The sequence below is a fragment of the Mesorhizobium sp. WSM4813 genome (assembly GCF_055811555.1).
Map to the genome: position 1 here is coordinate 125,165 of NZ_JBVVQU010000008.1, position 20,938 is coordinate 146,102.

Annotated in this window: 24 protein-coding genes and 1 pseudogene; 8 read left to right on the forward strand and 17 right to left on the reverse strand. The window is 61.2% G+C overall.

All coding sequences use genetic code 11. From position 1 onward, the window contains the following. Positions 1-4 precede the first annotated feature (4 nt). Positions 5-451: a TIGR02588 family protein gene (locus AC0L25_RS06840; RefSeq protein WP_473594779.1), complete on the reverse strand. Its 447-nt coding sequence runs from the start codon at positions 449-451 to the stop codon at positions 5-7. Beyond that, entirely contained in the window at positions 448-1,269 is an 822-nt protein-coding gene (locus AC0L25_RS06845; protein ID WP_473594807.1) for a TIGR02587 family membrane protein, read from the reverse strand. Before AC0L25_RS06845 ends, AC0L25_RS06840 begins: the two co-directional genes overlap by 4 nt. A gap of 210 nt (positions 1,270-1,479) precedes the next feature. Between AC0L25_RS06845 and AC0L25_RS06850 the strand changes: the two are divergent. Then, positions 1,480-1,924, forward strand: a pseudogene (locus tag AC0L25_RS06850) (PPC domain-containing DNA-binding protein). Between the two features lie 48 nt (positions 1,925-1,972). Here the strand turns inward: AC0L25_RS06850 and AC0L25_RS06855 are convergent. From AC0L25_RS06855 to AC0L25_RS06865, 3 genes are all read right to left on the reverse strand, one after another. Then, positions 1,973-3,247 carry a DUF763 domain-containing protein gene (locus AC0L25_RS06855; protein WP_473594780.1) on the reverse strand — a complete coding sequence of 425 codons (1,275 nt, stop codon included), beginning with the start codon at positions 3,245-3,247 and terminating at the stop codon, positions 1,973-1,975. Between the two features lie 139 nt (positions 3,248-3,386). After that, on the reverse strand, positions 3,387-3,917 hold the full coding sequence (locus tag AC0L25_RS06860; RefSeq protein WP_473594781.1) for a GFA family protein: 531 nt from the start codon (positions 3,915-3,917) through the stop codon (positions 3,387-3,389). Positions 3,918-3,931: 14 nt separating this feature from the next. Next, positions 3,932-4,561 carry an alpha-ketoglutarate-dependent dioxygenase AlkB gene (locus AC0L25_RS06865; protein WP_473594782.1) on the reverse strand — a complete coding sequence of 210 codons (630 nt, stop codon included), beginning with the start codon at positions 4,559-4,561 and terminating at the stop codon, positions 3,932-3,934. Positions 4,562-4,714: 153 nt separating this feature from the next. Here AC0L25_RS06865 and AC0L25_RS06870 point away from each other — a divergent pair, with 153 nt between their 5' ends. Continuing rightward, positions 4,715-4,930 (forward strand): KTSC domain-containing protein, encoded by a 216-nt coding sequence (locus AC0L25_RS06870; protein WP_473594783.1) that lies wholly within the window; start codon positions 4,715-4,717, stop codon positions 4,928-4,930. A 61-nt stretch (positions 4,931-4,991) separates the two neighbouring features. On the opposite strand, the gene AC0L25_RS06875 is transcribed toward AC0L25_RS06870, so the two are convergent. Continuing rightward, a complete protein-coding gene (locus AC0L25_RS06875) occupies positions 4,992-5,186 on the reverse strand; it encodes a hypothetical protein (RefSeq protein ID WP_473594784.1) in 195 nt (64 codons plus the stop codon). Between the two features lie 205 nt (positions 5,187-5,391). Between AC0L25_RS06875 and ku (AC0L25_RS06880) the strand changes: the two genes are divergently transcribed. Further along, positions 5,392-6,261 (forward strand): non-homologous end joining protein Ku, encoded by an 870-nt coding sequence (gene ku / locus AC0L25_RS06880; protein WP_473594785.1) that lies wholly within the window; start codon positions 5,392-5,394, stop codon positions 6,259-6,261. 3 nt (positions 6,262-6,264) lie between these two features. Then, positions 6,265-8,814 (forward strand): DNA ligase D, encoded by a 2,550-nt coding sequence (gene ligD, locus AC0L25_RS06885; RefSeq protein WP_473594786.1) that lies wholly within the window; start codon positions 6,265-6,267, stop codon positions 8,812-8,814. Positions 8,815-8,845: 31 nt separating this feature from the next. Here the strand turns inward: ligD and AC0L25_RS06890 are convergent, their stop codons facing one another. Together AC0L25_RS06890 and ku (AC0L25_RS06895) are read right to left on the reverse strand one after the other, a co-directional pair. Beyond that, positions 8,846-9,844, reverse strand: coding sequence for an ATP-dependent DNA ligase (locus AC0L25_RS06890; RefSeq protein WP_473594787.1), 999 nt, complete (start codon positions 9,842-9,844; stop codon positions 8,846-8,848). An 85-nt stretch (positions 9,845-9,929) separates the two neighbouring features. Continuing rightward, positions 9,930-10,733, reverse strand: a complete 804-nt coding sequence (ku, locus tag AC0L25_RS06895) for a non-homologous end joining protein Ku (RefSeq protein ID WP_473594788.1) — start codon at positions 10,731-10,733, stop codon at positions 9,930-9,932. 300 nt (positions 10,734-11,033) lie between these two features. On the opposite strand from ku (AC0L25_RS06895), the gene AC0L25_RS06900 reads away from it, so the two are divergent. Continuing rightward, the gene (locus AC0L25_RS06900; RefSeq protein WP_473594789.1) at positions 11,034-11,723 is read left to right on the forward strand and encodes a phosphoribosyltransferase; all 690 of its coding nucleotides are present in this window, start codon (positions 11,034-11,036) and stop codon (positions 11,721-11,723) included. A 188-nt stretch (positions 11,724-11,911) separates the two neighbouring features. Here the strand turns inward: AC0L25_RS06900 and AC0L25_RS06905 are convergent, their stop codons facing one another. The 3 genes from AC0L25_RS06905 to AC0L25_RS06915 form a co-directional block, all read right to left on the reverse strand. Then, positions 11,912-12,127 carry a hypothetical protein gene (locus tag AC0L25_RS06905; RefSeq protein WP_473594790.1) on the reverse strand — a complete coding sequence of 72 codons (216 nt, stop codon included), beginning with the start codon at positions 12,125-12,127 and terminating at the stop codon, positions 11,912-11,914. 16 nt (positions 12,128-12,143) lie between these two features. Continuing rightward, positions 12,144-12,389 carry a hypothetical protein gene (locus tag AC0L25_RS06910; RefSeq protein ID WP_029356303.1) on the reverse strand — a complete coding sequence of 82 codons (246 nt, stop codon included), beginning with the start codon at positions 12,387-12,389 and terminating at the stop codon, positions 12,144-12,146. Between the two features lie 238 nt (positions 12,390-12,627). Beyond that, positions 12,628-12,795: a hypothetical protein gene (locus AC0L25_RS06915; RefSeq protein ID WP_473594791.1), complete on the reverse strand. Its 168-nt coding sequence runs from the start codon at positions 12,793-12,795 to the stop codon at positions 12,628-12,630. A 577-nt stretch (positions 12,796-13,372) separates the two neighbouring features. Between AC0L25_RS06915 and AC0L25_RS06920 the strand changes: the two genes are divergently transcribed. Beyond that, positions 13,373-15,118, forward strand: a complete 1,746-nt coding sequence (locus AC0L25_RS06920) for a thiamine pyrophosphate-dependent enzyme (RefSeq protein ID WP_473594792.1) — start codon at positions 13,373-13,375, stop codon at positions 15,116-15,118. A 17-nt stretch (positions 15,119-15,135) separates the two neighbouring features. Here the strand turns inward: AC0L25_RS06920 and AC0L25_RS06925 are convergent, their stop codons facing one another. The 3 genes from AC0L25_RS06925 to AC0L25_RS06935 all read right to left on the reverse strand — a co-directional run bounded on the left by AC0L25_RS06925 (position 15,136) and on the right by AC0L25_RS06935 (position 16,827). Then, positions 15,136-15,450: a hypothetical protein gene (locus tag AC0L25_RS06925; RefSeq protein WP_473594793.1), complete on the reverse strand. Its 315-nt coding sequence runs from the start codon at positions 15,448-15,450 to the stop codon at positions 15,136-15,138. Between the two features lie 167 nt (positions 15,451-15,617). Next, positions 15,618-15,866: a hypothetical protein gene (locus tag AC0L25_RS06930; RefSeq protein ID WP_473594794.1), complete on the reverse strand. Its 249-nt coding sequence runs from the start codon at positions 15,864-15,866 to the stop codon at positions 15,618-15,620. 139 nt (positions 15,867-16,005) lie between these two features. Next, complete coding sequence (locus AC0L25_RS06935) at positions 16,006-16,827, reverse strand: SIR2 family NAD-dependent protein deacylase (RefSeq protein ID WP_473594795.1); 822 nt, start codon at positions 16,825-16,827, stop codon at positions 16,006-16,008. A 184-nt stretch (positions 16,828-17,011) separates the two neighbouring features. Between AC0L25_RS06935 and AC0L25_RS06940 the strand changes: the two genes are divergently transcribed. Continuing rightward, complete coding sequence (locus AC0L25_RS06940; RefSeq protein WP_473594808.1) at positions 17,012-17,335, forward strand: hypothetical protein; 324 nt, start codon at positions 17,012-17,014, stop codon at positions 17,333-17,335. Between the two features lie 119 nt (positions 17,336-17,454). Here the strand turns inward: AC0L25_RS06940 and AC0L25_RS06945 are convergent, their stop codons facing one another. The 3 genes from AC0L25_RS06945 to AC0L25_RS06955 all read right to left on the reverse strand — a co-directional run bounded on the left by AC0L25_RS06945 (position 17,455) and on the right by AC0L25_RS06955 (position 20,225). Then, positions 17,455-18,378 carry an NAD(P)/FAD-dependent oxidoreductase gene (locus tag AC0L25_RS06945; RefSeq protein ID WP_473594796.1) on the reverse strand — a complete coding sequence of 308 codons (924 nt, stop codon included), beginning with the start codon at positions 18,376-18,378 and terminating at the stop codon, positions 17,455-17,457. A gap of 87 nt (positions 18,379-18,465) precedes the next feature. Further along, positions 18,466-18,939 carry a DUF2269 family protein gene (locus AC0L25_RS06950; RefSeq protein ID WP_473594797.1) on the reverse strand — a complete coding sequence of 158 codons (474 nt, stop codon included), beginning with the start codon at positions 18,937-18,939 and terminating at the stop codon, positions 18,466-18,468. Further along, positions 18,939-20,225 carry an SDR family oxidoreductase gene (locus AC0L25_RS06955; RefSeq protein ID WP_473594798.1) on the reverse strand — a complete coding sequence of 429 codons (1,287 nt, stop codon included), beginning with the start codon at positions 20,223-20,225 and terminating at the stop codon, positions 18,939-18,941. The genes AC0L25_RS06950 and AC0L25_RS06955 overlap by 1 nt, the downstream gene beginning before the upstream one ends. A 147-nt stretch (positions 20,226-20,372) precedes the next feature. Here AC0L25_RS06955 and AC0L25_RS06960 point away from each other — a divergent pair, with 147 nt between their 5' ends. Then, positions 20,373-20,582, forward strand: a complete 210-nt coding sequence (locus tag AC0L25_RS06960; RefSeq protein ID WP_473594799.1) for a DUF2934 domain-containing protein — start codon at positions 20,373-20,375, stop codon at positions 20,580-20,582. Positions 20,583-20,938 lie beyond the last annotated feature (356 nt).

The following is a 20,938-nucleotide window of genomic DNA, read 5'->3' on the forward strand; positions in this document are numbered from 1 at the left end:
CTGGTCACGGTTCGCTGTATCCACTGGCAAAGAGGCGCAGGTCATAGGCTTCGGGATCACGACGAAAGATCAACGCGCCCTTCCGTTGGGATTCCTGTGGGACATAGTCGAGCGTAGCGCTGCTCTCCTCGACGACCTCATCGCCATTGCGGAGTTCACCTTTGATCTCGACAGCGGCAACTGATTTCCCCGCTCTGTTTGTGGCGGCGAACTCGACCACGTAGCCGCCCTCGGTGACCGCGACCGCGAGCGGCAGCACAACGATCCGGGCAGTCCCATCGCGCGCGCTCAAGCCATCGACGACAAGATAGGTGAGCACGGCAAGCAGGGCTACGGAGCTTATCCCCGCCACGACCCACTCCGTGACCGAAGTCCCGGTTTTGCGGATCTTTCCTTTGTCGTCGGGCTGCTGCTTCTGTTGCGTGTCGCCTTTTGCGGGATTCTTTGTCACAGAATGAGCCTCGCAACCGCCGCCCCGAGCGCGCCGGGAAACGACAGAACCACGACTGCACTGAGTGTCTCCGAAAAGCCGGCGCCATCAGTCCTGCCGAAGGTCCACAGGATATAAAGGTTCACAAGCATTACCAGGACATAGCCGACGATCGCATAGCGAAAGAAGATGCTGAGGACTCCAGCGCCTGGCTCTGGACTGTGCGAGCCGCGGAATTCGAACTCGTAGACGAAGGCGTGCATGAGAGCGAGGGTGACCAGCACCAGGGTGATTTCCTGCCATGGCTGCATCTTGTAGGCGATGAGGACGACCTCCTCCGTTGGCGCGATGTTCACCGATAGAAACAGCGCTCCGACCACCATCAGGAACAGCTCTCCGGTGTAGCCGGGCTCGGGGATGTCCCCCTCCAACGAACTCGGGCCAAGCTGAGCGCGTGCCAAAGATGCTCCGAAACTGCCCGGGACAACCTGCACCGCAATTTTGCCAATCACCTCCCGTAGCGGCATTTCGGCGGTCACGATGCCGAAAATAAAAAACACCGCAGTAGCCGCCACAGCGGCCACAAGTATGGCCACAAAAGCATCGGCGATGCGGTCGCGGAGCGCCACTGTCTGGCGAAAGCCTACGTACTTGTGCAGCAGCACCAGCATTGGCAAAGTGACAGCGAGGAACAGGGCGAGCCGCAGTGGGTGAAGGTGAAAGCCCAGCGCCCAAGCTTCCATGGTCATCAGCACCGGGACGGCGAAGATCAACGCTCCGGCAAAGGCACGGCCAAGACCAATCCAGAACTCACGCGGCGTTAGCGCATGCCTTACCATGATCTCGGTTGGCGCCACGTCCGCTCCTCAGAGATAGCCTGCGGAGAACAATGTTTCCTGCGCGATCTTGTTCCGGACCACTGCCATGGTCAAACGGCCCGGCGATGTTCAAACCCAGACCAAACCTATTGGGAACTCGCGAGCCAGCTTTCCGTTCAAACTCTCGATCGAAATACAACGCAAAGCCGACACAGCGTCTGGAGTGAAATCATGAAATCGCAGCTCGTCGCTGAAAGCGCCGGACAAAGGACGTTCGTGGTGGTGCTTGATCCCGGCGAGGAAGCGTTCGCGGCGCTTACCTCTTTCGCGCTCGATCAGGATATTGGCGGCGCCTCGCTGACCGCGCTCGGCGCCTTCGAAAAGGCGACTGTCGGCTGGTTCGACATCGAGCAAAAAACGTATCGGAAAATCCCGGTGCTGGAACAGTGCGAGGTGCTCAGCGCGATCGGCGATGTCGCGATCGACGACGACGGCAAGCCCAGCCTTCATGTCCACGTGGTGCTCGGCTTGCGCGATGGCAGCACGAAGGGGCGGACACCTGCTCGATGGCATCGTTCGGCCGACACTCGAAGTTACATTGGTGGAAGCGCCTGGCCACCTGCGCCGCAGAAAACGCCCGGAACTCGGCATCGCCTTGATCGATCTGGATGCCTGAGGCCGAACACGGATCGGGCCAGGTCCACTGAACTGCGATCCGGCCCGATTATCCCTTTTGTTTGATTTGTTCGACGTCCGCGGGGGCCTCGGGTGCGGCCTCCCAGCCGAACACGCTGCGACCGCCGAGCAGATGCGACTGATCGAACTCTCCGGCAACGATTTCCTTCAAGCTGGGGCCGGTGACATAGCGTTCGACCTGCCGTGACTGGTCGTCGAGCCGCTTCAAGGCACCGATTTCTTCGTCGCGGCCAAGTTTGGCCTTGTGAACGGCGGACTTCAGCACGCCGATCGTCTCGTCATAGACCTTCAGCGGCACAGGGAATGGGTGCCTGTCCTTGCCGCCATGGGCCAGCGAGAAGCGGCCGGGATCGGAAAAACGGCATGGTGCGCCATGCAAAACCTCGGCAACCAGCGCCAGCGCCCGCACCGTGCGCGCCCCAACGCCGGGGACCAGGAGAAGTTCGGAGAAATCGGCCGGGCCACGCTCGGCAGCCGCCGCCATGTTCCCATGAAGGCGGCGCATAACGACATCGCTTTCGCGAACATCGTGGTGCGCCGGCATGACCAGGTGTGGCAGCATCGGCTGGGCGGGCACCGGTTCTGCGGCCACGTCACGCTCGAGAGCGGCAAACTCCCTCAGAATGCGATCCGGTCCGAGGTCCTGCAGCAGCTCCAACTGTCCCTTGCGTGAGGCGTCGGCGCGGCGGTCGGTCAGATTGACAATCTCGCCCTGATTGGCGCCCTCGATGGCAGCATGCGGCTGGTCGACGAAGCTTTTCAGGTCTTCCGAAAGCCAATGATAGCGGCGCGCCACCTTGCTGTCGCCGTTCATACCCTGCTGCACCACGACCCAGTCGCCGTCATCGGTCACGATGAAGCCATGCAGATAAAGCTCGAAGCCGTCCTGAACGGCGGCGCTGTCAACCTTGGCGACGAGCCGGCTGGCAGTTGCCAGGCCTGCTCCGTCGAATCCGACGCGCTCGCCGATAGCGGCAAGCTCGTGCGGGGTCTTGCGTGAATGCGCGCCGCGGCCACCGCATACGTGAATGCCGAGCTCGCCGGAGAGCGGAGCCAAACCACGTTTCAGGGCGCCGATGACGCTGGTCGTAATGCCGGAAGAATGCCAGTCCATTCCCATGACGGCGCCAAACGACTGGAACCAGAAAGGATGCGCCAGCCGGCGCAGCAGCTCCTCGCGACCGTAATGGTGAATGATCGCCTCGCACATGACCGCGCCAAGGCGCGTCATACGGTCGCCGAGCCATTTCGGCACGCGTCCGCCATGAAGTGGAAGGTCTGCGCTTCCCGATCGTTGTGCCAAATCTTGCTGCCTGTTGCCGATCTATGCCTTGCGCTCAACAGATAGGTATCGAAAGCGGCATGGAGAAGCGATGATACCCGTTTCAAGCTGCCGATGCCCGATCCGAATTCCATTTGCCGGCCTTGGACCGACGATCGTCTCAAGGTCCTCGTGATCCGCCGCCTTCCAGGTGAGCGTCAACACGGCGTGGTGTTCGCGGTATCACCAGATCGACCCATCGGCGGCGTTTGCCGGTTATCGATCGGCTGGATTTCCGACCGCCGGATCGCGCCGCCTTGAATATCGTCCCACACGCGGCAGATCGTCGGGAAATTCCACCCACGGCAATTTCATGTCCCAATAAGCATGAGCCTGCGGCGCAAAGTTCGGGGTGGTCGAAGAAGCCGATAGTTACATAGAGTTCTTCGGGAAGCCCCTGGTCGAGATAGGCTATGGATGTGCCGCAATCGGCGCAGAAAGTGCGGAGCACGCCTGGGGTTCTTGAGAACGTTTTCGGCGTGCCGGTCATCAGTCTGAATTGGGCCGGTCGATAGCCTACCCAGACGGTCAGCGGGCTCCCAATGGCCTTGCGACAATCATCATCGTGATCTGAGCAAATCCAGAACGGGTCGCCATGCATCTCAGCACTTATCGAACCACAAAAACAGGAGCCGGTCTCGATCCTGGTCATCGAACCACCACTTTTCAGCGAGGCGACCGTTGCGGATGCAGGGTCCGCAAGGTGATCGAATAGCGGTGCGCGGCAACCGGCGGGATACTGTGCTCCCATTCGGTGCGCGCCGGACCCGTCATCAGGTAAATCGATCTTGGCTCGACGATGATGGTCTCGCGGTCCCATCTCGTGCCGTTCTTCCGGCGGAGCCGAAAGCTGCATGGCGCAAGCAGGGAAACGCCGGCCACGGCATCGAAATGCGGCTTGTCGCGATGCCAGCCGATACCCGCGCCGGGCCGGTACTCGTTGATCAAAACCTGAGCGAAAGCATCGGCGGGCAGCCGCGCAAAGGCCGCCACCTTCTCCCTGAGCGGCATCAGAAAAGCAGGGATCGCCTGTGCCTCGACGACTTTGCGTTGGTCAAAATCATAGCGCAGGCCAAAACCGGCGACGCGCCGGTTTGCGAGATGGCCATGAAAGTCGAAAGGCTGGAAGGCGAGACCTTCGAGCTGCCGCACCAGCTCAGCCTCTTCCTCGGCGGTGATCAGCTCTGGCTGGTAGTGAAATCCTTCCGGCAGATCGCCAAGCTCACGAGTATCGGGCGCGCGAAACAGGTCGCCTTGGCCAGCGAATTCCGGCTGCTTGGTTTTGAGCGATGGCATCAACCCTAATTGGTGAAGCCGGCCGGCGGCGGCAAGACCTTGGAGGCGTCGAGCCGGCCGGATCATCGCCTCCATATCTTGCGAGAGGGAACCCGGATTGCCGGGGCGGGTTATTGTCCAGACGCGTCGAGTGTTAGGGTCGAGTGTCGGGAAATGCCTTCAACTGCTATTCAAAGCATGAATTACGATCCGGCGACGAGGACCCTCTCCGTATGGTTTGTCCCAAGCGGATATCGCTACGATTACCACGACGTGCCGCCGCAGACCTACGCTACATTCCGCAAAGCCTCGTCAAAAGGCCGGTTCTTCAACGCGTTCATTCGAGACCGGTATAGCTATCATCTGGTCGAGCAGAGCCAGTCGGGGTGAACACCTCGTGCCCTTGCCGCGCGTATTGCATCCGGGAGAATCCGGTCGGCCGGCCGATCCCTCATTGCGCCGGCGGCGTACCGGGTTGATCGCCGCCTGTGGTCGACTTCGGCGTCGGATCCTTGTCGACCTCGGGATTTTGGTCGACGGTGTTGGTGTTGCTCTGTGTCGGTTCAGTGCTGCTGGTGCTGTCCTGTGTCGGTTCGGCCTCGTTGCTGCAGCCCGCTAAAGCCAGAGCTGCAACCAGAGCCGACAAAAACGATAGTCTCGTCAATGATAGTCTCGTCATGGCCAACCGCTCCCTTCCTGCTCGACAACGGCGGGTCGTGAATTTGGTTGCAGCGGAACGGTTGTCTGGTTGATCAGGACCTTCTCATCGCCGTGAAGGTGCCAAGGAACAAATCCGCGCACCGCCACGTTGCATTTCCAGTGCAAACGCTTGTGACAGTGAGGCTGTTGTCTTGGCGCCGAGAGCAAATTGGAAGGGCTTCCTGAAAATTGGAGAACTTAGCTGCCCGGTGGCGCTCTATACGGCAGCTTCCGCCTCAGAGCGGATCGCCTTCCACACGATTAACCGCGCCACGGGCCATAGGGTGCATCGCGCGTTCGTCGACAGCGATAGCGGCAAACCCGTCGAGAAGGACGATCAGGTCAAAGGCTATGAGATCAGCTCGGGTGAGTATGTCGTGCTCGAACCCGATGAGGTCGCAGCCGCCGTCCCCGAGAGCGACAAGACGCTGTCGGTCTCGGCCTTCATCGGCTGTTCCGATGTCGACGACGTATATTTCGACAAGCCATATTACCTCGCCCCGCCGGACAAACACGCGGAAGAGGCATTCGGGCTGATCCGCGAAGGCATGCGCAGGAAGAAAGTCGCTGCGATCGCCCAGACCGTCCTGTTCCGGCGCGTCCGGACCCTGCTCATCCGCGCCTATGACGAAGGCCTGGTCGCAACGACGCTGAACTTCGACTACGAGGTGCGCTCGGCAGAGGAAGCCTTCGACAACATTCCCGATATGAAGATCGAGGGTGAGATGCTCGATCTGGCCGAACACATCATCAAGACCAAGAAGGGCAAATTCGATCCGACCAAATTCGACGACCGATATGAGGCGGCGCTTGCCGAACTTGTGAAGGCAAAGCTCGAAGGCAAGAAGATCGCCGTTCCGAAGCCGGCCAAGCGGGAGAAGGTCGTCGATCTTATGGATGCGTTGCGCCAGAGTGCCGGCGTTGGCGGCAAGCAGCCCTCGACAAGAAAGCCCGCGGCAAAGTCAAAGCCGGCGCGCCACACAAAGGCGAAGCAGACAGCACCGCGTCGGAAGGCCGGCTGACCGATGGCGCTCGAGACCTACCGCAAGAAGCGCAATTTTTCCGTTACCCCGGAGCCGCAGGGGCGCAGGGCGCCCGGGAGCGGCAACAGCTTCGTCATACAGAAGCATGATGCCACCCGGCTCCATTACGATTTTCGTCTCGAAATGGACGGCGTGCTCAAGAGCTGGGCCGTCACAAAAGGGCCGAGCCTGATCCCCGGCGAGAAGCGTCTTGCCGTCCATGTCGAGGATCATCCCTTGGAATATGGCGGTTTCGAAGGCACCATTCCGAAGGGCGAATACGGCGGCGGCACCGTTATTTTATGGGACAGAGGCACTTGGACGCCGATCGGCGACGCGCATCGCGGCTATGCCAAAGGCCATCTCGACTTCGAGCTTCACGGCGAGAAGCTGGGCGGCCGCTGGCATCTTGTGCGGATGGCCGGAAAGCCGCGGGAGAAGCGCGAGAACTGGCTGTTGATCAAAGGCGACGACGACGCCGCGCGCACCGAAGACGACCCCGATATTCTGGACGAACGGCCGGAATCCATTGCGACCGGCCGCAAGATCGAGGACGTCGCCGGCGAAGAGCCCGGCTGGTCGTCCAAGACGGGGCGCATTCGCAAGCGCCGCGGCGGCCGCACGGGGGCCGCTCCACCGGAAGAGCCGCCTACCACCGTCAGCGTTCCGGAGCCGTCAAAGATCAAGGGTGCCAGGAAGGCAGCGCTTGCCGATTTCGTCGAGCCGACGCTGGCGACCCTGGTCTCGTCCGCGCCGTCCGGCGAACGCTGGCTGCACGAGATCAAATTCGACGGCTACCGGCTACAGGCCAGGATCGAAGCCGGCCGCGTCAAACTGTTGACTCGGAGTGGTCTCGACTGGACGAAGAAGTTTGGAAAGGCGGTCGTTTCGGCGCTGGCCGACATTCCTGTCGGAACGGCGCTGATTGACGGTGAACTGGTGGTCGAGACATCCGCCGGCGCATCCGATTTCTCCGAGCTGCAAGCCGATCTCAGCGAGGGTCGCAGTGATCGCTTTCGTTTTTACGTCTTCGATCTGCTCCATCTCGACGGATACGATCTGCGCGACGTTGCGTTGATCAAGCGCAAGGAATTGCTGGAAAAGATCGTCGGCAGTGATAACGGCATCATCAGCTACAGCGGGCATTTTGAGGAGAATGGCGCCCTGGTCCTGCAACACGCCTGCCGGCTGAGCCTGGAAGGCGTTGTCTCCAAGCTTCGCGATGCGCCTTACCGCTCGGGCCGCAGCAAGAACTGGGTGAAGTCGAAATGCTCGGCGCGGCAGGAATTTGTCGTGGCCGGCTATGTCCCCTCGACAACTTCGCGCAACGCGATCGGTTCGCTTGTCCTGGGTGTCTATGACGACGGCAAGCTTCATCATGTCGGGCGCGTCGGCACCGGCTACACGGCAGCGGTCGCCGAGAGCCTCTTCAAGAAGCTCGAGCGGATACGCATTCCGTCGAGCCCGTTCGACGAGCGGCTGACCGCCGAGGAGGCTCGGCAAGCCCGCTATGTCAGGCCGGAACTCGTCGCCGAAGTCGAGTTCCGAGCGTGGACCGCCGACGGCAATCTGCGCCACGCCTCGTTCCGCGGAATGCGTGAAGACAAGCCGGCGAAGGAGATCGTCCGCGAAGCGCCGAAGACGAGCAAGGCAGCGCCCCAACCCCAGCGCCGGACCGTCAAACTCACCCATCCCGACCGCCTCTATTGGCCGGACCAGGGCGTGACCAAGGAAGGTCTTGCCGATTATTATGCCGAGGTCTGGCGCTATGCGTCGCCCTACATCGTCGGCCGCGCGTTAGCGCTGGTGCGATGTCCCAACGGGATTTCGGGCGAGCAGTTCTTCCAGAAGCACGCTTGGAAGGGTCTCAACCCCAACATCGTGCTGGTCCACGACCCTAAGGATCCGCCCGATGAGCGGCTGATCAGCATCAATGATCTCGATGGGCTGATCGGGCTCGTCCAGTCGGCGGCGCTGGAGATCCACCCCTGGGGCTCGATGGTGAGCGATTGGGAGCGTCCGGACACGATCATCATGGACCTCGACCCCGGCGAAGGCGTGAGTTGGGAGGCGGTGATCGAAGCCGCCGTTGAGACCCGCAACCGACTGAAGGATGCAGGTCTGGTCCCCTTCATCAAGACCTCCGGCGGCAAGGGTCTGCACGTCGTGGCGCCATTGAAGCCGAAAGCGGAATGGCCAGAAGTAAAAGCCTTTACCAAGGCGATAGCCGACTCCATGGCCGCCGACAGTCCCAACCGCTACGTCTCGACCATCACCAAGTCCAAAAGGCGCGGAAAAATTCTCGTCGACTATCTGCGCAACCAGCGCGGTGCGACCGCAGTCGCACCCTATTCGACAAGGGCACGACCTGGCGCAGCGGTGTCTATGCCGCTTGCCTGGGACGAGCTCGGACCCGGCATCGGACCGGCCTATTTTACCGTCGAGAACACGCCGACCCGGCTTGCGTCGCTGTCGTCGGATCCCTGGCAGGATTTCCGAGCGGCCGCAGCACCGATCGAGGACCGTGCAAACCGGCGCAAGAAAGCGGCTTGAAAACCGTATACGGAGCACGCACCGCAGGCACTCAGGCGATCTGCTCAAACGTGCATTGGTCCGGTGCCTTGTCCGGCCGCCAGCGCAGGAACTTGGTGCCATGCCGGAAACGGTCGCCGGTGACGTGATCGAAGCGTACTTCGACCACCAATTCGGGCCGGACCGGCTCCCATTCGCCGCTGCGCTCGGTACTCCAGCGGCTCGGCCCGCCCGGCGCTTTTCCGGTGAAGCCGGGTGGCTCGCGCATCGCTTGGAGTTTGCGGGTAAGCTCGGCCCTGTCGTCCTTGGCAATGGTCGAGGTGAAGCCGACGTGATCGAGCTTGCCGGCCTCGTTGTAGAGACCCAGCAATAATGAACCGACCTGCCGGCTGTTGCTGAGATAGCGGAAGCCGCCGACCACGCAATCGGCCGACCGCAACCGCTTTACCTTCACCATCGCGCGCACCCCCGGTTGGTACGGACCGTCCAGCCGCTTGGCGACCACGCCGTCTGTCGCCCCATGTCCGGCAGCCCCTAACCAGGAGCGGGCTTCCTTCACATCGCGCGTACAGTGCGAAAGCACGATGTTCCTGCGGTTTGCCGAAGCGACGAAAGCCTCAAGGATCGCTCGCCGTTTTTTCAGGGTCCGCGCCAACCAGATGGTTCCGTGCTCGTCGCACAGCATATCGAACAGGACGATGTGCGCCGGGGTTTCCGCAGACAGCTTGCGGATCCTGCTCTCGGCGGGATGAAGCCGCATCTGGAGCGCATCGAACGACGGTTTGCCGTTGAACCAGATGACGATTTCACCGTCGACGACAAAACGGCGCGACGGTAATTCCTTCAATGTCGCGACGAGTTCGGGAAAATAGCGTCCGAGCGGCTTGCCTGACTTTGCGCGCAACTCCACCGCATCATCCTGCCGAAATGCCAGGCAGCGAAAACCATCCCATTTGCGCTCGTATTGCCATCCGTCTCCCTCGGGAATCGCATCGGCCGCCTTGGCCTCCATCGGAGGCGTATCGAGCGGCAGGAGGAAATCGCGGGTCATCGGCTGGTGCTGTCGAAAGCAGGATCGCGGGGTATGACCTTCATTGTGCTGCCTTTGTCCCCCAACCCAGCCTGCTCCCAGGCGCTTATTTCCGCTTTCCGGCCTCCGAGCCGAGGCTCTTGCGCAGCGCATCCATGATGTTGATCACATTGCTTGGCGGTTGCTCGGCCTTGGCCTTCGCCTTGGCCGGGCTCTTCTTGCCCTTCTTCTTCGAGGCAATGATCTCCAGTAGCCGCGCCTGGACGGGATCTCCGGTCATGGCGGGATCCCACTGCCTGGTTCGCTCATCGATCAAGGTCGAGACCATATCCATCAGTTTCGGGTCGGGTTTGGCGTCTTCGATCTTGCCGAAATAATCCTCGGGATCGCGAACCTCGTCGCCATAACGCAGTGTCCACAGCACGATGCCCTTGCCTCGTGGTTCAAGCATAACGGCGCGCTCGCGGCGGTACATGACCAGGCGCGATATCCCGACTGTCCCTGTCGATTTCATCGCGTCGCGAATGACCGAGAATGCCTCCTCCCCGACCGGATCGTCGGGGGTGAGATAGTGAGGCTTGTCGTACCAGATCCAGCCGATGCTGTCGGCATCGACGAACATATCGATGTCGATGGTACGCGTACTCTCCAGCGCGACCGCGTCGATCTCGTCGTCCTCGAGCAGGACGTATTCGTCCTCGCCGCGCTGATACCCCTTCACCTCGTCGTCTTCAGCAACGGCCTTGCCGCTGACGGCATCGACATATTGGCTGACCACCCGCTGCCCGCTCTTGCGATTGAGCGTATGAAACCGGACCTTTTCGCTCTCGGTGGTAGCGGGCGTCATCGCGACCGGACAGGTCACCAGCGAAAGCTTCAGATAGCCTTTCCAGAAAGGACGCGGCGCCATCGAGGATCCTCGGCAGGTGTAGAACAGTCGAACGCATCAAGGTGATCGATTGTTCCAGCAGCGTTTCGTCGCGCTCCCAAGGCTCGCAGCCAAGAATCCATCATTTTCCGGTTCAAGAAGGAACCGATCAGCGCAAGCGCAGTTCGGGACAGACAAACAGCCCTGCGGCAGCAAGGACCATTTCAATGTCGGAAGCGATCCGGATCGCGATCGGCGCTCCATTGTCCGGAAATGCGGCAGCGCTTGGCGCCGAGATGAAGCAGGCGATCGAGCTCGCGGTCGAGGAGCAGAAGTGACGCCATGATCTTTGACGCGCCGAAATTCAGGGATCGAACGGATGCGGGGCGCCAGCTTGCCGCCGCCTTGACCGGGTTCGCGGCAACCGATCCTTTGGTGCTGGCGCTGCCGCGCGGCGGAGTGCCGGTCGGCCACGAAGTGGCGAAGGCACTCCGTGCCCGGCTCGACGTGCTGCTTGTGCGCAAGATCGGCGCGCCGGGCCATTCCGAATATGGCATCGGCGCGGTCGTCGACGGGGAAAATCCGCAGCTCGTCCTCAACGAGGAGGCGATGGCTTTGGTCCAGCCGTCAGACGACTACGTCGAGGCAGAGAAACGGCGGCAACTGCTCGAAATCGAACGCCGCAGAAACCTCTATCTCGGCAGCAGGCCTGCGGCTTCGGTCCTGGGCCGGACTGTCATAGTCGTCGACGACGGCATAGCGACCGGAGGCACGGTCAGGGTGGCGCTCAAGGCTCTAAGGAAGGATCAGGCCGCGCATGTTGTCTTGGCCGTTCCGGTAGCACCCAGGGATACGCTCGACCTGATAAAAACCGATGTGGAGGAAGTGGTCTGTCTCGCCACGCCCGAGCCGTTTGTTGCGGTGGGCCGGTATTATGAGGATTTCGCGCAGACCACGGACGCGGAGGTGATCCGGCTGCTGCGTGAGGCAGAGCAGTTCGAGAGCAAATCGTCGATGCGATCTGCCGGCTAGAGCGGGATGTTTTAGCTGAACCAGGCATCCCCCTCTAACGAACTCAAATGGCCAAATCGCGCCATCCGATAGAGCCGCTTTTCAGTGGCGAATGGGCCTGAGCCCTGCCCTCCCCTTGAGCTCGCAGCCCGCTGAGAAGGGAGGCCCAGTTCAGGACCAAACGACCCGCGCCCCAACGGCGGCGGCCGTCAGTCCCGCAAACGATTGGCAGCGTGATCCTGGCGCTGCTCAGTTGCGACCTGCTTTGAATCCAGACCGCGCTGCTTCGTATGCTGAGCCTTGTCGCGGTTGGACAGGATCTGGTTTTCTTCGAGCTTGTCTTTTGGGGTCGTGGTCATGGCACCTGTACCAGAACCCTTTCCTCGTGCACCCGCTCCGATGTGCTTCTTGCTACCTTTTGCCATAGGCTTGCTCCAATTCTCAGTCGTCGGGACGGTTCTTGTGATGAACGCTCTCCTGATTTTCTCCGCGAAGGATGTTGCGATCATCAGGGTCAACAAGGTCGGGTGTCTTGGACCTGATTTCCGATCCCTTGCGCAGCGCTTCACGTTCCGCTGCTGATCGCTTCAGATCCGCCTCCGCGTCGAAATCCTTGCCGGCGCCCTTGGTGTTCTCCCGCTTTTCAATGATGCGCAATTGCTGCTCATGCGTCCTGCGTCCAGCCATTGGTTCCTCCAAGATGCCTTGCGTTCGATTTGAGGCCCAGATCGCTGGCGGCATCATCGACTTGCCGGATTGCGAGGCCACGGCCCTTGCCGAAGCGGACCAATCGTGGGCCACCACGATCTGAGCCTGTCCTTATGGCGATAATGGCAGGGCGGCGGGATCGTTCCGAAATGGCGGTCGAATAAACCGTCCATCGCTCATCGACTCCGGGCTGCTCATCCGCATCTGCCATGATCCGTCAATCTTTCTCCTCCTCCTCGCGGTACAAGCGCTCGGTCGCCTGCTCGCTCTCCCTGCGTTCTGCGGGACCGCGATGGCGTCGCGTGAGGAGTGCGTAGGCGATCAGGATTGCCAGTATCAGGGGACCGCCTGCAACAACGAGCAACCACATGCTATTCTCAAACATGCAACATCTCCTTTCCCTCACAACCGAGCAGGTGCCATAACCGTTCCTGGGCTCTGCGAAATGGACCCTGTTCGGCGCGGACGGCGCTCGACAGGCGCAAGTCGGGAACCTGCACTCGGCCAAGGGTGAGATGAGGCCCGGGCTCAAATCCGAAGCGATTGCCCGGGTTGGGAGCTGGCGATCCGTTGCTTTGTGACGGCAGTTATGCTATTGGTTTCAGGGCGCCGACCACCCGCCGCCGAGGCGGGTTTTTTGTTTCAAGGGTCGGCGCCATCCCTCACGGGCTGCATGTCACGCGTGACGAGCGCGACTTCACCTTGCCGAACCACTTCCGAGAAACCGAGACTTGGCTTGAATCCAAACAGGGTCTCTTGCGGCGTTTGCCAAGCAGAGACCGAGGGCCGCCTGTCAGGCGGCTGCCCGGATCACAACGGCTGCCGTTCCGATGGAACATCCCGGCATCTCCGTCGTTCGGCGACTGATCGCCGATGTCCACGTCTGACGCCCGACGCCGCAGCGAGAGCATAAAGCTGCAGGCCCAGGACAACAGCATACCACACACACACAGGAGGCAACCATGCCCAACACTGCCGAGATCCTTGTCGACACATTGATCGCCTGGGACGTGCGGGTGATTTTCGGCCTGCCGGGGGACGGCATAAACGGCATCATGGAGGCGCTGCGCACAAGGCAAGACAAGATCCGCTTCGTACAGGTGCGGCATGAGGAATCTGCGGCCTTCATGGCGACGGCCTATGCCAAATGGACCGGCAAACTCGGTGTCTGCCTCGCCACGTCGGGGCCAGGAGGCACTCACCTGCTCACCGGCCTTTACGACGCAAAACTCGACCAGGCGCCGGTCCTTGCCATAACCGGCATGCAATTTCACGACCTGATCGAGACGTTCACGCAGCAGGATGTCGATCTCACCCGCGCTTTCAACGACGTCGCCATCTTCAACACGCAAGTGACCGACGCAGCGCATATGGAAAACGTTGCCGGCCTGGCCTGTCGTTCCGCGCTTGCGGGACGCGGCGTCTCCCATCTCTCGATAGCCAGCGACGTCCAGGAACAGACGTCGGCAAAGCGCTCGCCTCGCAACGTTCCAAGACACACACCCGAACGGTGGTTCGAAGGGGACAAGCGCCCCGACGAAGCCCAACTTGCCCTTGCAGCGGACATTCTCAACACAGCCTCAAAGGTGGCGATACTCGCCGGGCGCGGTGCGTTGCATGCGCAGACCGAACTCGAGAGGACAGCGGAACTCCTCGCCGCACCCGTCGCCAAGGCTTTGCTCGGCAAAGCCGTCCTGCCGGACGATCACCCGCACGTCATGGGCGGAATCGGCATATTGGGCTCGCTGACCTCGCAGGAGATCATGGAGGAATGTGAGGCGCTGCTGATCGTCGGCTCGACCTTCCCCTACATCGAATACTATCCCAAGCCCGGCAAGGCGCGCGGCGTGCAGATAGACCGCAACGCGCAGCGCATCGGCCTTCGCCATCCCGTGGAGGCCGGTCTCGTCGGCGATGCAGCCATCACACTGCAATTGCTCAATGAAAGGCTGAGGCCAAAGCAGGACAGATCATTTCTTGAGGACGCGCAACAGAGCTTACAGCGCTGGCGCAAGATGATGGCCGAGGCGGAAAGCCGGGACGACGTGCCGCTCAAGCCGCAACGCGTGGTCAAGGCATTCGGCGACCGAATGCCGGCCAATGCGATCCTGGCTAGCGATTCCGGTCAGAACACCGAACTTGCCGCCCGTCATATCGATATCAAGGCAGGACAGGATTTCGCCGTCTCCGGCTCGCTGGCATCGATGGCCTGCGGGCTGCCCTACGCGATTGCCGGCGGGATCGCCTTTCCGGGCCGGCCGGTTTTCGCGGTGGTGGGCGATGGCGGGCTGGCAATGCAGCTTGGCGAATTTTCGACGGCCGTACGCTACAAGATTCCGCTCAAGGTTCTGGTGATCAAGAACAACATGCTCAACCAGATCGCCTGGGAGCAAATGATGTTCCTCGGCAACCCACAATTTGCCTGCGAACTCCAGCCGATCGATTTCGCTTTGGCCGCCGAAGCTATGGGGGGCATCGGCTACAGCGTCACCCGGCCTGAGGACGTCGATGGTGTCCTTGATGCCGCTTTTGCCGCCGAAGGCCCAGTGATCATAGAGGCGGTCGTCGACGCGTATGAACCTATGCTGCCGCCGCGCATGCCGGACGAATATCGCACGAACATGCGCACAGCGCTGCGGCAAACGCCAGGCCGTAAGGAGATCGAAGCAAACCTCGCTCGGGAGCCACTGAAGACAATGATGGGCTGACTGCAGTTCCTGGCCGGTCACTCCTTGACGTAGGCGCCTGGCTGGCGGCCGCTCTTTGGAGCCTTGGCGTCCTTGGAACGCTCGGCGATCGAGGGACCGGCGCCGGATGTCTTTTCGGTCGCGGCACTGGGCGTGGACTGACTGGCCGGGTTTTGCCCTTCGGACTGACGGGTCTTGTCCTCCACCTCGTTTCTTGACCGTGTCAGGCCCATCCCGCCGGCAGGCTTCTTGTTGCCGGCCGCCTCTTGGGAGAATTGGTCCGACGCGTCGGCATCTTTCTTGGCCGGGTACTTGGTCGCACCATGTTCGTAGCGGGTCTCGTTCTTAGTCATGGCGTGTCTCCGATTGCCTCATGCACAGCGGTTAAACAGGCCCGTGACGGCCGGGTTCCAACTGCCGCCAGTGCTCCCCACTGCGGCATATGCGACATCTGCAAGCAGACGCGGCGCCCGCTGGCGCGGCTGCCGATATTCGGCAACGCTCAGGCGTCCTGCGGCAGTCAGGCCTCTTGCCATGGCGTGTGCAGGATATCGGCGCCCGGCTGCTCGTCGAACAGGACCGCGCAGCCGCGTCCCCACGCCACCGGCGACAGGGCATTGGCCACGACTTCGTCCGGCGAGATGAAATCCCCGGTCAGCACCCGCAACTCTTCCACGGCTTTGGCCATCGACACCAATCGCCCTGCGGCGCGACCGGTCGTGCAGGCGTCAATGACGGAAACGAGATCGATCATATCGAAGTGGCCCATAATAGGCCTCCGTAAACAGCATCCCTTCCCGGCTATGAACGCCGCAGCGATCGACAATGTTCCCGGCGGGCCGAATAGAGCGACGTTCCGAATTTGCCGTCACCCGTTCGGCTTCAAGCGCGGTGCATCACATCGCCTTTCAGGTGTTGTCTATCCCGTCCTTGAGCTTGCTCAGGAATGCCACCAGAGCATCCTCCGGCCGCTCGGCCTCCTCGGTCAGCATGTCGATACCCCAGCGTCCGAGGACCGCTTCCTGGACGACGCTCGGTTGCGGCATGAAGACGAACGATTTCGGACGGTTCTTTTCGTAGCCGGACCGGCGCCAGGTTTCCCAAAGCCGATACAGCAGCAGGCGGATGTTCATGTCGGACATGCTGTAGCCGATGAACAGGATGGTGCGCCCCAGTGCGTCGGCACGAAACTTCACATCCAGCGGCGATTCGAACGACAGCCGCTTGAAATAGTCGGACTCCGCCAGGACCAGAGATGCATCGTCGTCGAAATCGCCGTGGTATTTGATGATCTGGGCGGCCTCGCCGTTCACCTTGGCGATATCCTTGGCATTGGCCACTTTTACGAACGGGCGGTCGTGGACTTCGAAAGCAACCTCAAGGTTCCGATCATAGTTGGTGGTGTAGATGATCGGGAAATCGAGTGACACGATAAGCTTGTGGATCGCCGATCCCTTGACTTTTTCCCGCGAGACGCTCCATTCGCGATCCATCCAGCTGCGCAAGGGACCGAGGCCTCCATTCTTCAGCCGGTAATATTCGGCAAGAGCCTGGTAGCTGGGTTCAGGCATGTCGACCATGTCGCGGTCGAGGCCGAGTTCATCCTCCATATGCTCGATGAGCTTCTGCCAGGATGGCAGGCCGACGCTCATCGACACCCCTGCTCCAACGAACAAGATCGCTCGTCGCTCTTTCACGGATTGAGCCAGTTGCTCGAGTGCAGACGGCATGGCCAACTCACCAGGCAATGATCCAACACAACTGCGAAAGGCGTTCTCTGTTCCGGAGAGGCCCGGATCCGCCAAATGTGTCCAGCAAATGGAATGTGCTCAGAAAATGGCCGTGTCCAGCAAATGCGGCACAGACTGGAACCGCGGAGGCAGATCGAAGTTTGGTTGCCAGGGAGAGACCATGATGGCCGGACAACGAGATCAGACGCCCGCCAAAGCGAGAGGCGCTATTCAGGCCGGGGCGACGCACGACAAGACCCCCGGGTTCGACCCTGCCGCCGCACCTGAAGAGACCGACGCCGAAGCGGCAGATGTGGCGAATCCTGTCGCCGAGGCTGGCCCACGGCGACAGCCAGAGTTCACGAATGAAGCAAGCTTCGGCGATGCGATGCGGCCGGTAGCAAGCGAGCCTGATCTCCAGCCTGGCAAGAACTGGCCGGTGCTGGTGATTGCCGCAGTCGTTCTCGTAGCGGCCGCGGTCTTCGTGATAGCAGCCATGCTGCGCTAGAGCGGTTCATCGTTTCATGGAATGGCCGAACCGCTCTATCTCTTTGTTTTGCGCAATTCCTAGCGGAAAACCGTTCCACACTTTTCCTGGAAATGCGCTAGCGAGGTACGTTTCGAGAGCTATTCGTACCCGAGGGCAAGGTCATTGTGAGCATCTGTCGCGGCGATCGCAGCCTGGCCGAAAGCGACTGCGATCTGGTTCAGGGCCTTTACCAGGTCGCCGATGGCATACACCCCATCGACCGAGGTCCGCTGATGCTTGTCGACGACGACATAGCCCTCGTCGCAGCATTCGATGCCCATTGCCAGCGCGAGTTCGGAACGCACCTGGCATCCCATCGCCGGATAGATGACGTCAAAATGGCGCACCTCGCCGTCCTTGAGGACGGCCTGGTAGCCGCTGTCGGTGGGAACAAACTTTTTGAACGTGTCGCAAACAGCAATGTTCTCTTCCATGGCCACGCGCCGTGTGCTGGCGGAAAAATCGGGAAGATAGCGTGCGAGCAGTGTGACGTGCTGCGTATACTGCTTGAGGAACAAGGCCTCTCGCAGCGCCTTCGCCTCGTGGCCGATGACCGCGACCTGACGATCTATGACTTCGTAGCCGTCACAAACCGGGCAAAGGCGTACGCTGCCTCTGGCGATGGCCTCGCGCAGACGCGGAATTGCAGGCACCACGTCGACGATGCCTGTCGCCAGGAATATCTTGCGGGCGACGATCCGCCCCGCGTTGGTCTCGGCGCCAAACCCGCCTACCGTCGGCTCGATCGATGAGGCCTGATCCTGCACCAGTGTCGCTCCGTATTCGGCGGCCTGCGCGCGAAGCCGCTGCAGAAGATCGGGGCCGCTGATCCCTTCCGGAAACCCAGGACAGTTACGGCTTTGCGCAATCAACATCGCGCGCGATTCACCCGCGTCGACCACCACGACCCGATGACGGAACCTGCCGAGATAGATAGCGGCCGCCAGCCCCGCAGGTCCGCCACCAACAATGAGAACATCCGCTTCAGTCGCGGATGAGGCTGAATGTCGGCGTTTGCGCACGGATTGATCCATCCGCGCCGAACGCACTCATGGGAAAGATGTTCCAGTGCCGAAATCGAAAGCCGCGACATCTGTCGCGGCAAGGCATTACCACTCGACAGCCGGTCGCGCGATCATTAGCCAGAAAATCCCGAGAACGGAAGCAAAGGCGGGAAAGCCAAAGGCGAACCACAGCCAGAAAAGCCTGATATACCGGGCCGGCAGCGGTGCCCCCGCTTTGGCGGCTTCGGACGCCAGATTGCGCATCTCCATCTGCATCCATACCACCGGCAGCCAGAACACACCGGTGACGATATAGAGCGCGATGGAAAGCACGATCCAGCCTTCGGAGAGCGAGTAACCCGCCAGCCAGGCGAGCGCGACGCCGGTTATAGGCTGCGCCACGACGGCAGTTGCCGTGAAGAGAAAGTCGGCGACCACTACGATGCGCGCCACTGCCGCAATTGTTGCAGCATTGCCGGTCCTGTGGGCGAGAAGCATGAAGAAGGCAATGCCGGCGCCGGTGCCAAGCAGCACGCTGGCACCGATGACATGCAGGTACTTCAGCGCGAAATAGAGCATCAGCGCTCCTCCAGGATTGCCAAGGCAACAAAGTGAAGGACGATGATCGGCAAGACCTTGAGGAACGGCCCAAGCGGTTCGTTCCACAAGTCCGGGCGCAGGAAAGTCCCCACGACCAGATAGAACAGCGAGAGCGCGATGCCAGCGTAGAGGCCTTTTCGCGCCGTTGGCCGCCAGGCTATGAGTGCGCCGACGACGACGTCTGCAAGAGCGCCGGCGATCACGGCAGGCGCCGACAACATGCCAGCCCCCGTGCTTTGCATGAGGCCGATGCCGTTGCCGTAGCCAGTGGTCAGCGACACGATCCCCGTCATGATCCAGAAGAACGGCAGGACGACGAAGATTGCAGGCTTGGCGAAATAAAGCCCGGCGAACCATTTCTCCTGCACCGTTGCCGGATTGAGCGCGAGGAACTGTGCCAGGCTTTGTGGCTGCATGCCGGTCAGGGACATCCAATGCGATGGATCTCCGACCGCCCCTCGCGTGATCTCCCTCGCGGCATTGGTGCGCATTGGAGGCCGCCAGCCGAGCGTCGCGGCAAGATCGCCGAGGCGGTAGAGAAGTCGGGCGACCCAGGCCGGCAAGACCAGCCTAGCTGCCGGAGCCCAGCCGAACCAGCGGCGGAAAGTGCCGACGATCTCGTCCATGGACAGCTGCTCGGGACCGGCAAGTTCCAGCGCGATACGAGACGGACTGCCGGGATTGAGAAAGAAAAGCACCGTCGAGACCACATCCTCGAGCTGCACGACCTGTAGCCGGCCGGTATCGGGCATTGACGGCAGGACCGGCAGCGAGGCCAGACCGCGAAACAATGCACTGGCCCCAAACACAGGCCGGCCGAGCACCACGGACGGGCGAAGGATGATCCAGTCCAGATCAAGTGCGATGAGGGCCTGATCGCCAGCATATTTCGTCGCCGAGAACGACGAAGGCTGTGCCCGATCGACACCCATTGCCGAGAAGTGGATCACCTTGGCGACGCCGGCTCGCGCGCAGGCGCGAAAAAGAGCCGACGCCGCATCGCGATGAACTTGCCCGGTCTTTTCGCGAGGGCTGTCCTGCAGAACCCCGGCACAGTTCACGACGGCATCGACGCCTGCCAGATGCGGCAGCCAATCTTCAGGGCGTAGCGCGGTCGCCATGTCCAGCACCAATGTCTGGTAGTCGCGGGCTGCATTTGCCCGAGGGCTACGGACGATGCCGACCACCTCATGTCCTTCGGAAACGAGGCGGGAACAGACCGGAGCGCCGATCAGGCCGGTGGCGCCAACAACGAGAATTCTCATCGGACCCCGATCTTAAGTGCCGGAGGGATATTGTTCATTCTACTCTCTCGCTTGCGAATGTTCGACATGCTCTTTCATGCGGGAACTGTCCGGCAGCGCGGAACAAACCATCGATCGGGGGATTAGAAAGCACCAGGAGGGCCGATCATGGACAGAGAGGAGCGTATCAGGCGGCGAGCCCATGAAATCCGGGAGGGTGAAGGCCGTCCCGAAGGACGGGAGCGCGAGCACTGGGATCAGGCCGTGCAAGAGATCGAGGCAGAGGATTCCGAAGCAGAACGTGGCCCGGTCATGCCTGACGCGACCGTTGGCGCCGGCTCCGAACCCGACACGGGCGGCACCAAACCACCGAGATAACGGGCAGCCGACGTCTTGACCGGCGGTTTCGGCACGGAAAGGAAAATGCCATGCCCTGTGTGATCGCCTTGATCGTGATCGCATTGTCGGTGGTCTCATCGGTTGGCTTTGGATCGACCAGACTGGCCGGACGAGCGACGGGACTCAGCCCCCGCCGCATGGAATAGACCAGGATGGATGACGACGGCAGTTGAACTCCATTCCGGGCAGGACCTGCAAGTTGTTGCAGTGGACGCGATCCTCGCCTAACTCGAGGGCGCTGGATCATTCCTATACTCGCTAGAGCATCGGACGTTCAAGTGAGTCCATACCCTGCTGCTGTGAAGTAGTTTCTGCATTCAACTGGCGAGAACAGA